Annotated in this window: 12 protein-coding genes; 4 read left to right on the forward strand and 8 right to left on the reverse strand. The window is 46.0% G+C overall.

Annotation, left to right across the window (positions count from 1 at the left end):
* Positions 1–41: 41 nt before the first annotated feature.
* Both OEZ43_07685 and OEZ43_07690 read right to left on the reverse strand, forming a co-directional pair.
* Complete coding sequence (locus tag OEZ43_07685; GenBank protein MDH5545456.1) at positions 42–3,329, reverse strand: PKD domain-containing protein; 3,288 nt, start codon at positions 3,327–3,329, stop codon at positions 42–44.
* Positions 3,262–3,462: a hypothetical protein gene (locus tag OEZ43_07690; GenBank protein MDH5545457.1), complete on the reverse strand. Its 201-nt coding sequence runs from the start codon at positions 3,460–3,462 to the stop codon at positions 3,262–3,264. Before OEZ43_07690 ends, OEZ43_07685 begins: the two co-directional genes overlap by 68 nt.
* A gap of 686 nt (positions 3,463–4,148) precedes the next feature.
* On the opposite strand from OEZ43_07690, the gene OEZ43_07695 reads away from it, so the two are divergent.
* Positions 4,149–5,111: a hypothetical protein gene (locus OEZ43_07695; GenBank protein ID MDH5545458.1), complete on the forward strand. Its 963-nt coding sequence runs from the start codon at positions 4,149–4,151 to the stop codon at positions 5,109–5,111.
* A 40-nt stretch (positions 5,112–5,151) separates the two neighbouring features.
* Positions 5,152–5,778, forward strand: coding sequence for a hypothetical protein (locus OEZ43_07700; protein ID MDH5545459.1), 627 nt, complete (start codon positions 5,152–5,154; stop codon positions 5,776–5,778).
* A gap of 14 nt (positions 5,779–5,792) precedes the next feature.
* Here OEZ43_07700 and OEZ43_07705 read toward each other — a convergent pair whose 3' ends face one another.
* Both OEZ43_07705 and leuA read right to left on the reverse strand, forming a co-directional pair.
* Positions 5,793–5,993 carry a hypothetical protein gene (locus tag OEZ43_07705; GenBank protein ID MDH5545460.1) on the reverse strand — a complete coding sequence of 67 codons (201 nt, stop codon included), beginning with the start codon at positions 5,991–5,993 and terminating at the stop codon, positions 5,793–5,795.
* Between the two features lie 139 nt (positions 5,994–6,132).
* Positions 6,133–7,851: a 2-isopropylmalate synthase gene (gene leuA, locus OEZ43_07710; protein ID MDH5545461.1), complete on the reverse strand. Its 1,719-nt coding sequence runs from the start codon at positions 7,849–7,851 to the stop codon at positions 6,133–6,135.
* A 225-nt stretch (positions 7,852–8,076) separates the two neighbouring features.
* Here leuA and OEZ43_07715 point away from each other — a divergent pair, with 225 nt between their 5' ends.
* Positions 8,077–8,550 carry an Lrp/AsnC family transcriptional regulator gene (locus tag OEZ43_07715; GenBank protein MDH5545462.1) on the forward strand — a complete coding sequence of 158 codons (474 nt, stop codon included), beginning with the start codon at positions 8,077–8,079 and terminating at the stop codon, positions 8,548–8,550.
* Between the two features lie 113 nt (positions 8,551–8,663).
* Here the strand turns inward: OEZ43_07715 and OEZ43_07720 are convergent, their stop codons facing one another.
* The 4 genes from OEZ43_07720 to OEZ43_07735 all read right to left on the reverse strand — a co-directional run bounded on the left by OEZ43_07720 (position 8,664) and on the right by OEZ43_07735 (position 11,317).
* Positions 8,664–9,134, reverse strand: coding sequence for a hypothetical protein (locus tag OEZ43_07720; GenBank protein ID MDH5545463.1), 471 nt, complete (start codon positions 9,132–9,134; stop codon positions 8,664–8,666).
* Between the two features lie 224 nt (positions 9,135–9,358).
* Positions 9,359–9,883, reverse strand: coding sequence for a hypothetical protein (locus tag OEZ43_07725; protein ID MDH5545464.1), 525 nt, complete (start codon positions 9,881–9,883; stop codon positions 9,359–9,361).
* Positions 9,884–10,159: 276 nt separating this feature from the next.
* Positions 10,160–10,648, reverse strand: coding sequence for a hypothetical protein (locus tag OEZ43_07730; protein MDH5545465.1), 489 nt, complete (start codon positions 10,646–10,648; stop codon positions 10,160–10,162).
* 273 nt (positions 10,649–10,921) lie between these two features.
* Complete coding sequence (locus tag OEZ43_07735) at positions 10,922–11,317, reverse strand: GFA family protein (GenBank protein ID MDH5545466.1); 396 nt, start codon at positions 11,315–11,317, stop codon at positions 10,922–10,924.
* A gap of 856 nt (positions 11,318–12,173) precedes the next feature.
* Between OEZ43_07735 and OEZ43_07740 the strand changes: the two genes are divergently transcribed.
* The gene (locus OEZ43_07740; GenBank protein ID MDH5545467.1) at positions 12,174–12,773 is read left to right on the forward strand and encodes a hypothetical protein; all 600 of its coding nucleotides are present in this window, start codon (positions 12,174–12,176) and stop codon (positions 12,771–12,773) included.
* Positions 12,774–12,775 lie beyond the last annotated feature (2 nt).

Raw genomic sequence — 12,775 nt, forward strand, 5'->3', positions numbered from 1 at the left:
CTTTTTTGCCGCGGATTCGGGGAATCCATACAGCAGCAGAATCACAAAGGATTTACCGTCAGCGTAAAATTAGCGCTGTCAGAAAACGAGTTCTTTTCGTCTACGCGGATATATAACGAGCTACCGCTGGAGCTTGCGATACAGGAGTCGTTCCACGTTCCTGCATACGCAACATCACAAACCGTACGTGCATAGTTATCGTCGTCGTACACCCAGACATCTACGTCGTCGGTCTGATTCGAAACCTCAATCGAATATAAACCTCCAGCGATTAAGCCATCGACGCGATAATATCGGTATTCGTCTTTTACTATCGTGTCATCAAAGGGAGTACTTAGCGATAGCGCTTGTGGAGTTACACTAAATTCGAGAATTTCCAGGACGAAATCTGAACCCGAATAGCTTATGCTCGCATCGACCACTATATATGCACTTGTACTCTGAGCGACAGCTACACAGTCATCTCCTGTGCCGAAGTAGTAGGGTTCGCAAAGTACCGAACTATAATCTGCGTCCGAATAGACACTAAGATATGTTCCCGAGTCAGTCATGCTCGCCAAGTTAAAATAGTAGGCCGTTCCAATTGCAAGACCGGTTACCTCATAATAGACCTTGCCTTTATGGGCGCTGCCAGAAGTATCGGGAAACTCTGACAAATCCATTACAATCGGACTTGGGGCCGGTTCTATAGTAATTGAAAATTCACCACCGTTATCGCTGTAGAGCGTGTCAACCAGCAAGAACATCGAACTTCCACTGGCAGTCAAATCGCACTCGAAATGGGTAAAGCAATAAGTGCCGCTAAACGAACCCTCACTATACAATGAAAGAGAAATCGAAGAAGCCGTCGTATTTGAAATCGTCGCCCTATATGTAACGCCAGAGGATAAACCAGTGATTTCGAACAAACCATAGTTGACACCAATTGAACCGCGCAGCGGAAAATCCTCTGTATCGTATGCAACAACTTGCGGTGTAACTGCTGTAATCGTTACCGTATCTGTTTGACTACTCAATGTGCCATCGTTGACGATGAGACTAAAAACGTAGTCACCAATGAGGTCTGCTTGAAATTGGAAATACTTGGCGCCAGGATCGACGATAGTCGCGTTACTACCGGCCGGAGAAGAAATAAGTGTCCAGTTGTAATTCAGCGCGTCATAATTAACATCGTAACTCTGATAGCCAAAGACAAAGGGTGAAGAGCCAACTGCTACCGCGTGATCAGCTCCTGCGTATGCGACAGGCGCGACATTTCCGCTACCTGCAGTAATTATGACAGTATCGACAGCACTATCGGATACTCCATCGTTCACAACTAAATTTATAACATAGCTGCCGTCAACATCAGCTACAAATCCCGACGATACGCTAGTAGGCGTATCAAGCAAACTAAGACCACTTGTCGCAGGTACTGAATTTATAGACCAGGAGTAACTCAGGTTGTCTCCGTTATTATCCTTGCTAGCGACCCCTGAAAGCTCGACATATGAACCGCTTAAAACCGTTTGATCACGACCAGCGTCAGCAACTGGAGGTACATTTTGCGCGGCAGTAATCACTACTTGGCTTAATAGACTCGTCAGCACCCCGTCGCTTACCGATAACGATATTACATAGCTTCCATCTACATCGGGAGTAAAACTAGGAATCCTCGAAAGTGGTTCATTCAGCATACTTAGTGTGCTTCCAGTAGGCACAGAAACGATATTCCAGGAATAAGTAGATATAGAACCATCCTTGTCTGTACTTAGTGATCCGTCGAGACCAACCAGGGATCCGGTTAAGACAGATCTATCATATCCCGCATGTGCAACAGGCGGCATATTTGCGCCCGCACTAATAGTTACCGTGGCTGGGCTACTACTAAAATATCCATCGTTCACCACCAGTGATATCACATAGTATCCTTCAACATCTGCAACGAAAGTTGGATTAACAACAGTAGGATCAGACAATGCCGTAACACTGCTTCCGACCGGTACAGACACAATCGACCACAGGTAAGTAATTGGAGAACCGTCTGGGTCGATGCTTAAGCTAGCATTGAGATAAGCCGCATTTCCGACGATTAACGATCGTCTAGGACCTGCGTGCGCATTCGGCGGACTATTAGGTGCACCGGCCGTAATCGTTACAGTTGAACTGCTACTTTGTAACTGTCCATCGCTAACGACCAAGGAAAAAACATAGTCTCCATCCACGTCGGCCGTAAAGCTTGGGGAAACGACGCTGTTGCTCGACAGAGTCGAAATACTGCCTGTTGGAAGCGATACTGTCGTCCAAGTGTACGAGAGAAGTTGTCCATTGGGATCATAACTTGCACTTCCATCCAGCGTCACCACGCTTCCAGTGGTAACATATTTTGAGCTTCCCGCACTGGAAACCGGCGGCGCATCAACCGCCGCAAGTACTGATACTGTCGCTGGGCTGCTGTTGTCCGTACCATCATTAACAGTGAGTGAGAAAATATATGTGCCTTCAACATCTGGGGTAAAACTCGGACTAACTGTAGCGGCATTGTTCAATGAAATCACGTTACTGGAAGCAGGTACGGAGACCACGTACCAGCTATACGTTATGAAGTCGTTGTTTGCATCCGAGCTAGCGCTACCGTCCAGTGTAACTAGCCTACCCAGGATTGCAGTTTGGTTTTCTCCTGCGTGGGCAATCGGGACAGCCTGGAATGCGACTGATACTAAAACCTCGTCAGCGGCGCTTTCAAGGTTTCCGTCGTTCACCACCAATGTTGCGCGATACACACCAACTACATCGGCAACGAAACTAGGTCTCGCAGCCGTAGCGTCAGATAAACTTGCGGAACTTCCGTCTGGCGCGACCAACGTCCAAAGATAAGTGAGCATGTCACTATCAAAATCCGAACTAAGAGACCCGTCGAGCGTAACCTTATCACCGGGTTTTGCTGACGAATCTCTACCCGCGTTTGCAACAGGAGCAGAATTTTTTGTACTTGCTACAATCACCACTTCATCGTCAGCAAACTTATCAAGTTCATCGTGCACGACGAGGGAAACTCGATATACACCATCCAAGTCTGCAATAAATGAGGGCGCAACAGTGGTCGGATTCGATAAAGTTGCCGCGCTGTTTTCTGGAACGTCAACAAATTTCCAGCTATAGGTAATACGACTTCCCTCTGGATCCACGCTCAAGCTACCATCAAGCTTAACAAGCGATCCGGTAGCAATATTTTGATCCGTACCGGCATGGACGACAGGAGCCTGATTATCAAGTGGGAATTCATTTAAGCAAGAGGAAAGTAGAAGAATAGGCGAGATAGTGATCAGCTTTGGAAAATAAAAACGCATCTAAACTTTCCTCTTTGGTATTTGATACATCTATCGGACTAGCCAAACGCGCATCTATAACAATTTTTGCCAACAAAACCATAATTTTCCGATAAACCGACAGAACAACTCCAACTCTTTCATCAAGTTTCAAGCAATCCTCTCCCTATAACTGGCATATGGCACAAAAAAACACGCATTACTTTCTGCACTATTGGATTTATTCCCAAACAATTTCTCGATCTAAATATTTGTAAACGTTCTATACGAATACTACAAGACTAGTTAACACAGACAACATACCAATTACATCGTCGTCATCGAACAACGCCGATCCTAAACTGCCACGCACCTACTTAAAGATAGAAACACGTCCGACGATATACATAGCAATATGCGCCACTCATGAGAACCGCCAATTTGAAAAATATAATCTATAAATTAGCTCTAACAACGAATTTACTTTTCCTATTTTCGTGCGTAACAACACCTGTGGAACACACATTAGTACCGGAAGGACACGAAAAGTCTGGACTACTTGTTGGCGAGATAATTTCAACCAGTATTCCAAATTTTAAATACGCAAGTGTCGTTATCGACGGTGTAGAACGAGGAAATTCTCGATTCGGCGGAAAAATAAAATTTTTACATTCACCTGGAAATCATACGATAAATTCTGTAAACGTTCCTATACCCGGAACCAACTTATATAATCGCTACCCCATTAATCTAGCATTCACTATTAACTCCAAAAGAGTCACCAATTTCGGATTGCTAAATATTGAAATACAAAGCAAAACTAATCAGTTTTTTATTTGGTATTTGGACAACAATGAAGAAATGAAATATTTTCTTAACAACGCCTACCCAAATGAATCGACAAAGATTAACTTGACCGAAATATCTCTGATTCCGAACAAGTACGTTAAAGGAAATAAGATAAATAATATTCGTAATCATATCACCCGCAATACGCTAATTTCTCGTATGGATGACAAAACTAGACCGCTAAACGTCAAAGGATATGTACTAGGCCCTATCGGAAGCATTGCGAGATATGATTTATCCAACAAGAACTCTCCTTTGGAAACCCCTATTGACATAGATACGACGCTTGATATGAGCAATTGCAAGTCGCATGAAAAAATTGTCGCATGTCTATTCCCCCCGAGTAAACTATTCGTCGTAGATGGAAAAAAGGCATACAAACGCAGTTTGCCTGACGGCATAGTAGCCGACACTATCCGGATTCTAGACAAACAAAAATTAATGCTCATCGATAAAGCTGGGTCTATATTTGTTTCCCGAAACGCCGGTGTTTCCTGGACTACGGCACATAAAAGTACGGTAAGTCGCCAGCCTCAGTTCGCGGCGAACGAGTATCTTAACAACTATGGCTCTGAATCCTATGGTGTATATCTCGGTCCCGACAAATATTACGTTTACGCAAATTCGCGTGAAAAAAGCGGAAATTTCGGCATTTGGGAAAGTGACAGCAAATTGAAATCTTTTTCGGCTATTTCGCTACCGGAATCTATACGTGATATACCAAGTATTTTGGAGTCTAACGACACCCTTGTAATCAGCCCACGTATTGAGAATCTCTTTAACGAGGAATTCTACATACGCACTAGCGACGGAAAAACTTGGCGAACTGTCGATACGCCTGGAAGACGGTGTGGCGCCCTGAAAGTTAGCGAAAGTGACCCGAATACCATGAGCCTGATTTGTTCCGGTAGAACATGGAAAACAACAGACGGCGCCAAAACCTGGAAGGCAAGCAACAAGTTGGATAAAGGCTAAGCCTTGTAAGCAAACGTCAAATCATCATGAGAAGAAGTCGATGACAAAAACATACAAACTGCTACTACTAAGTGTTTTTTTATTCCCATTTAACCAGACACAAGCAAGCAGCCTTGATCTCAGCGGTTACCTCAGCCTAGCACTTGGCCTTGGCGGAGACAGATTGTTGGAAATCGGTTATACCGATGGGACGAAAGGAACAACTTACGCCGGAAATGGAGCTTCCGTTATAGTCGGCTCAACTCTTCGAAATAACTATTTTGAAACTAGAGCGGGAATCGGCTTTATGTCTGTTAGACAAACTGGCGACAATGGCGGCGCAGGGTTCAGGCGGTGGGTGGCAGAAGGAACCGGACTCATTCGACTGGGCCGGGAAAAAAAGCATATGATTGGCGGTGGTGTGGTTTATCACATAAAACCCGTTCTAGAATGCGAATTCACTGGCCTGTGCCAAGACTACACGTATTTCAAAAATGCGCTCGGATACACTGTCGAATACAACTATGTATTCGACGGTGGCAATCCAAATTACATGGATACCTATGCAATCGCCTTGCTGTTTTTTACGCGTGTACAAATCGTCAAGTACCAGATTAATGATTCCACGAGCAACTATACCGCTGATGGCAGCGGTATAAGTATGGGCGTGGCAGTTACGTGGTATTGATGAGAGAGTATACGTCACCTAAACGTCTTTAGTCCTAAGGCCAATATGATCTTTAGGTCACAAAGACTCATCATACTCGTGTCGCGACAAGTCGCCGTAAGCTGATCGGCTACGCCATTAAAAGCGTTAAAAGCCTCTTGCAGCTCTTTGGGATTTGGCTTGCCTGGTTTGGTCTTGGCCAAGAAATGTGCTCCGCTGGTTCCGTCTGTTTGCATAACGGAATGCTTTGAGCAAGAAGCATGCCCCAGAATTGGGCATTGAAATCAGCGACTTAAAAAGCCTAAATCAGACCCCGTCAAGGGTTCGACACTTTTTTGCCGCCGATTCGGGGATTCCATACACCGGCTGACAAACTCAGCCGGTAATAGTACTCAACTGCGGTTTGTTTGCAGACTTAGCAGCAATGCGCACATCCACCCCGGCGCGTATAAAGTGACGATTGATCGCCGACAACAAGGCCTTCAACGATGCACTAATCGTGTCCTGATCAAAGGCCACGCCGATGATGCGTTGGCCATCGATATTGGCGTGCACATAGGCGACCGCGACTGCATCGGTGCCCTCTTCCATCGCATGTTCGCTATAGTCAACGATACTGATTTGTTGCCCGCAATGTTGTTGCCAGGCATCGACGAAGGCGGCCATGGTGCCCTCACCTTCACCGTGCATGGTGTGCTCACCCTGTTGATTACTAATCCGCGCTTCAATCACGTCTCGACCGTTCTTGTCGATGTGGAAGCCGTGCAAACTCAACGGCGACTGATCGTGTACATAGTGTTCGCGAAAGATTTCATAGATCTGTGCGCTATCGACTTCGCCGCTTTGCGTCTCACTGACTTTCTGAACATGGGTCGCCAGCTCGGTCTGTACCCAACGGGGCAATTGCAAACCAAAATCACGCTCCATGACGAAGGCAACGCCGCCCTTACCCGATTGGCTATTGACGCGTATCACAGCCTGGTAGTCGCGCCCCAAGTCTTTGGGGTCGATAGGCAGATAGGCCACCTGCCAATGCTCGTCGTCTCTTTGTTTGTGCAGACATTTGCGTATCGCGTCCTGATGACTGCCGGAAAACGCGGTATATACCAGCTCGCCTATCCACGGGTGACGCGGATTTAAAGGGATATTGGTGCACTCGGTAACGACGTGGATAATCTCGTCCGGGTTAGACAAATCCAGTTGCGGATCAATACCCTGGCTATACAGATTCATGGCCATGGTGACCACGTCCATATTGCCGGTACGCTCGCCATTACCCAATAAAGTCCCTTCGACACGATCGGCACCGGCCATGATCGCCAGCTCGGCAGAGGCCACCGCACAACCTCTATCGTTATGGGTGTGTACCGAAAGCACGATGCTGTCGCGACGCTTCACGCGCGTAGCAAAATATTCGACCTGGTCGGCAAACACATTCGGCGTGGCGACTTCGACGGTAGACGGCAGATTGATGATGCATTTGTGTTGCGGCGTCGGTTGCCACACATCGGTGACCGCGTCGCAGACTTCCACGGCGTAATCCATCTCGGTACTGGTAAAACTCTCGGGGGAATATTCAAAGGTCCAATCCACATTCGGATATTTTTTCGCTTCGTCTTGTACCCACGTTGCGCCATTCACTGCAATCGCCTTTATGCCCTCGCGGTCCATTCCGAAAACACGCTCGCGTTGAATCGTAGAGGTGGAGTTATACACGTGCACAATAGCGCGCTTGATACCGATCAGCGATTCAAACGTACGCTGAATGAGAGCCTCACGCGCCTGCACCAATACCTGTACCGTGACGTCATCGGGAATCTGGTTTTCCTCAATCAGCCAGCGCACAAAATCATAATCGTGCTGACTGGCCGACGGGAAACCTACCTCGATTTGTTTAAAACCCAGCTTGACCAACAAGGCCCACAGGCGGCGCTTCTGTGTTACCGTCATCGGTTCGAGTAGGGCCTGGTTACCATCGCGTAAATCCACGCTGGCCCACACCGGTGCCTGCTCGATGACTCGGGTCGGCCATTGCCGATTCGCCAGATTTACGCCCGTCGCCGGGCGGTATTTACTGTGATTAAACTGCTTCATTGTGTATCCTTTTGCGCCACTGGTTTGACCCACATCGATTTCCACCTCTGGTATCAGTTTCCATCTGGCAGTCCCGGTAAGGCCCGCTTTTCGGAGTCTTGGTCACGACTCAAGCCTGTTTAGCCGTCGTGTAGAAAGCATAGCCCAATCCCCGGGGCATTATCTTGCTATTTGTGCCCGATTTTCGCTCTTGATTAATAGATTATTGCCGATATTATTATCACTATGGCAGATAATTTCACTCCCGACCGCTATGACCGCGAGATCCTGGCCATCCTGCAGCAGGATGGACGGATTAGCAATCAAGACCTTGCGGACAAGATCGGCCTCTCTCCCTCGCCGGTATTGCGACGGGTTCGAGCATTGGAAGAGTCCGGCATCATTGCTGGTTATCGCGCGCTATGCGATGCCCGCAAACTCGGCCTGACCCTGACCGCCTTGATTCACATATCCATGGACAGACACACCCCTGAGCGCTTTGAAAACTTCGAACAAAAGATTAGCGAGTTGCCGGAGATCATGGAGTGTTTGCTGATCACCGGCCAGAGCGCGGACTATCAATTAAAGGCAGTCGTGAAAGACATGGACGCGTATCAAGTTTTGTTGCTCAACAAAATTACGCGCATCGAAGGCGTGACCGGGGTGCAGTCGAGTTTTGTGATGCGAAGAGTGGTGGATAGGACGAGTTTGGCTTTGTAGAAATTGAGCGATCGGGTTTGTGGTTGCGACATTTTTCCGGATCTGAAATGTTCGCTCTGGGTGTCAACTCAACCGTAGGAAGCTCTAGAGCGCACTTGGTACTATTGTTTGTTTTATCGCCATTTGTGCATCAGCGAAATAACTGGATAAAAAAAGGCAAACTGCATATCTCTTGCGAAGTCTCCGCCGTTAATTCCAAGCCCTTTAAAGGTGCTCACATAGCCCATTCCAAGGAATAAGATTTTGTTCTTTTCAGGACTGAAACCATACGATATGGAAGAACTCCAGCCGCCTATAGAACCACCAATGACTCCCACCCTCGCATTTATTCCCGTTCCGTCGGTATTTAATGCCCAAGCGAAACCGACATTTAATAATGTTGGAAACCCTATGCTTACATAAGCGTGGAAGTTATCACCTTTAGATAAACCGCCAATCGAAACTACCTGGGTTGAATAATGATTGGAAATCCCGAGTTCTAGATAGTTCTCCATTTGTTTCTCTGCTTCATCAGCGAGCACTTGAAGACTGAATAATAGAACAGTACAACACAACACCAAATTTCGAATAATTCTTCTTTTCATCTTGTTAGTAAGTAGTTAGATAGCTATTTGAGATATAGAAATACGTACAGTCCATATAACCTTAAGCGGCTTACTTAACCTTGGCGACCTTCATGCCAGCACACCGAATCAACTACACCAGAATACGTATATACACTAAAGCCTTTCTTTTGTAGATCTAGACCGGAAATTGTTTTTACCTGCAAGGCAAACTAGAACACATAGTGTGCCACCATTTTTTATAATCACTCCTCTATATCGAGAAAATCCGTACTCTCTTTCTTATTTATACCCCGCCTATCCAGTTCAATCAGACTAGAGGGTTTTATCTCCACTTCAGAGCTCGGCGGCGAGACCAGGTCGAATACATAAATATCGCGATGGCCAAATACAGCGCCACCGACACCACCGATAAAAGCGCCAGTCAGACCGCCGTAAAGACCCACGAAAAGGGCCATTGTTGGATCCACCAGTGATACTGCCAGGGCATAACCACCTCCGATATAGAATGCGCCTTTTTTAACGCCCTCGCTCATCCCCTTCCAGTGAGAAGTCATTGTCACATAGTTGATATCTTTTCTATGGAATTTGAACTGTTCGTCGCCGTCACGACGATAGAGGTATACGATACCGTCGTCTGTCATCAGGCGGTGTCCGGAACGATGCTCACCCGATATCAGCGCGACCTGTATAAGGCCACTTTTTAGAAATATTTGCTGTTCGTTTCTGACAACGTGAAATTTTTCATCCTTATCCAGGATGGATTCCATCGCGCATCCCGACAGAAGCACAAACAGCATTACACTCAGAAGGCTGAATCTTCCAACATACAATATTGCTCTGAACTGTTCGTCTTGAATGCGTTTCAAAGGTATTTTATCTCCAGCTTGTCTCGCATCTCGCAGGGAAAACACAAAAAGGTCGCGATCACCGCATGTTTGAGAAAATTTATTGTGATGCTAAACGCCATGGTGCGAGACAAAACTGCATGGGCATATTAACGTTTAGCGTTGAGGTTGACACAACAGTCGCTTGTTATGCTTATTCTAGAATAGATAGCTTAATCCTATTCTATATGCAGGTACTTGAACTGTACCCACGGAGTCATCCAGCCAAAAATCTGCCCCTACACTTCCTTCGAGGTTAAGGCTCCCTCCAACGCTGCGTTCCAAACCAATCCCAGGATACATCCCGTAGGATGTCTCCTTTTCAAATTGTTCTCCAAAAGCCATTCCATACACTCCCTCAATCAAAACGAACGACCTTATATCTGCGTGTTGAAAGTATTTCCGATACCCCACAGCCGTTCTAATTTCGTTATGAGTTAAATTCTGAGTACGCCAATTGTTGCGAAATACAGAAAATCCTAACGAAACCACATCTGTTTTTGATATAAAATACCGGATATCCACTACTCTGGAACCGATTCCTATTGCCACGGTAGGTTGTGTTTCGTTTGAGGCCAATGAGGCTTGCAGTCCTGATACCCAAATCAAAATAGCAGAGGCCAGAGTATTTATTAACATTCTAGTCATATAGAATCTCTTTTGTATTTTGTTGAAAATACATAGTGTGCATAACGAGGCCGTAGAAAAACCCTGGTACGATTTTTTACAGAAAAACCGACCTCCTGAGAAGCCATGTGTTCGACAAGCGCAACCTCAGGAATGGTTTTGCTACCCCATAATTCAAAAATATTTTTATACATTCGAGTTTTCCTACAGCCTCAACGATTCAATAAATGGCCGCCGCAGTTCGGCGGTCCCAGCACGCGCCTTTTGCGTGCGATCTTGATTGGCTTGCTAGAATTATTCTTGCCATTCTTTAAATTGTGGTGCTTGTCCGCCAATATGATCCCATGGCGCTTTTGAACCAACAAAGATGTGTGCTTCTATTTCTACGCCGGGATCTCCATTAACTGTTCCAAGGGTTATGCCATGCACTTTTCCTTGGTAGGTTCCACATAATGTGGTTCCGCACGTCTTACAAAATGCAAGTCCCCAACCTTCTTGGGATTCATAGCTTTGAAGGTTAGCCTCTCCTTTGTCCCATGTTAATGAACCAGGATCAGACAACTCTGCATAGGCTGAAGAAGCACCACTAAATGCTTTACGACAGCGCGAACAATGACAGGCTCGAGCTTTAATAAGTTCGCCATCGATCTTGTACTTTATTGTTCCGCAAAAACATTCGCCATCGATCATATAGTATTCCTGATAATAATTTCTAACAGCTCAATATATGGCACGAGATTAATATTCTTAAATAGCCCATCACAAATCCCCCGTAACTATTTGAATATACCCCTCTAGAATTTCCGCGCTCGATGCCCATTTGAAGATCCACATAGGGGGTTTCCCCGTATCCTTAATATAGGAGGCCCCTCGTTTCCCGAGATACGGGGTTCCGCATATACCACGGCTACGATTTCAACAGTGTTGATTTAATAGCAAATCCACGATGCAAACAAGGGAAAATTAGCCGTAAACCGCCAATGAAATTGGGCTAGATGCTAGGTCAGTAGAGCATCATCTGTTATTTCTGACGTGTTCGATTTGCTAAGGGGTGAATCGATACGGTGGATAGCAATTACTACCGTTCTGGAAACTAGTCTCTACTTGCAGACCCCACTAACCGAACCGTGTGTATTTTCAAGATGCCACCCAGATGGTGGCATAGCGCGCGGAGGCGCCTATCATGCTTTGCATGACGTGGGAGACACTACTTGTAGGAGCGACAAATTTTTTGGCGTATTTCTCGTCTACGGTTTTGCCCTCACTACTGGCTTTCGATTAGAACTCGGTCGACAATCGAAAGCAAAAACTTTCAATTGTTAATCAACAAACAAAATAATTAAGTGCATTTTTTAACACAGCAACGCGACTATTCACTGAATCTCGAATCAATAAATTACGTAATTCCAGAGTGTTTTATTTAGAATTGAAAAAATTACGTCGACCGAAATAAAGCAAAAATAAAATTCATTGCTAAATTAGAATTTTGGTTTTAATCTGTAATCCTGTTCCACGTCTGCAATAACTTTCGAAAGGAGTCGAACTTATGGCGGACTTTGATCCTTCGTTTTTTTCGATCAAACAAAATTCTTTTAAGTGGTTGCCGGACGCCAAAGATCTGTTGGTGCTCAATGCCGGTGAACTCACAAAAAAAATTGTCAAAGTGCCGAGACGAGATGCGCAACGCATAGTCGATTCGGTGGTGAGATTTGTACTCGACTTACCACGCAATTCAACTCCACTGGTAGTGTGGACTCACGGCGACAGTGAACTCCTCCTGCACAGTGATAAAACTAGAATCGATTTATCCAGCGGAATCGTCACCATAACCGCAACTGTAGAGTGCGATCAAAGCGGCGTTGTCGAGATTCCGATTCCGCTCGGTGTTGGTAGCAGTTCCTCACCAAGTGGTTTGTTGATGTCAGCATTTAATGAATTGCAAGGCCCACGCGCCATCGTCGACATCTGGACAGACTCACTCACCGCCTTCGCCTGGGAAACACTGCTTGAGACAGCCAAAGCCATTTGTTCTCAATTTGGCGTCGATACTAAGGGTAGACCACTGGTGCCCGGCAGTATCGGCGCCGGATCCCAAATCTTGTTAATCCAACCCATCGCCCGCCATAGCCTAAGAGTGGAAGCCTGATC

This window comes from Gammaproteobacteria bacterium (genome assembly GCA_029881255.1).
Lineage (GTDB): Bacteria > Pseudomonadota > Gammaproteobacteria > S012-40 > S012-40 > JAOUMY01.

Excerpts from the sequence above, each read along its gene's own strand:
- OEZ43_07685 (MDH5545456.1), bottom strand. The coding sequence starts at position 3,329 with ATGCGTTTTTATTTTCCAAAGCTGATCACTATCTCGCCTATTCTTCTA.
- OEZ43_07695 (MDH5545458.1), top strand. The coding sequence starts at position 4,149 with ATGAAATATTTTCTTAACAACGCCTACCCAAATGAATCGACAAAGATT.
- OEZ43_07700 (MDH5545459.1), top strand. The coding sequence starts at position 5,152 with ATGACAAAAACATACAAACTGCTACTACTAAGTGTTTTTTTATTCCCA.
- OEZ43_07705 (MDH5545460.1), bottom strand. The coding sequence starts at position 5,993 with ATGCAAACAGACGGAACCAGCGGAGCACATTTCTTGGCCAAGACCAAA.
- leuA (MDH5545461.1), bottom strand. The coding sequence starts at position 7,851 with ATGAAGCAGTTTAATCACAGTAAATACCGCCCGGCGACGGGCGTAAAT.
- OEZ43_07715 (MDH5545462.1), top strand. The coding sequence starts at position 8,077 with ATGGCAGATAATTTCACTCCCGACCGCTATGACCGCGAGATCCTGGCC.
- OEZ43_07720 (MDH5545463.1), bottom strand. The coding sequence starts at position 9,134 with ATGAAAAGAAGAATTATTCGAAATTTGGTGTTGTGTTGTACTGTTCTA.
- OEZ43_07725 (MDH5545464.1), bottom strand. The coding sequence starts at position 9,883 with ATGGAATCCATCCTGGATAAGGATGAAAAATTTCACGTTGTCAGAAAC.
- OEZ43_07730 (MDH5545465.1), bottom strand. The coding sequence starts at position 10,648 with ATGACTAGAATGTTAATAAATACTCTGGCCTCTGCTATTTTGATTTGG.
- OEZ43_07735 (MDH5545466.1), bottom strand. The coding sequence starts at position 11,317 with ATGATCGATGGCGAATGTTTTTGCGGAACAATAAAGTACAAGATCGAT.
- OEZ43_07740 (MDH5545467.1), top strand. The coding sequence starts at position 12,174 with ATGGCGGACTTTGATCCTTCGTTTTTTTCGATCAAACAAAATTCTTTT.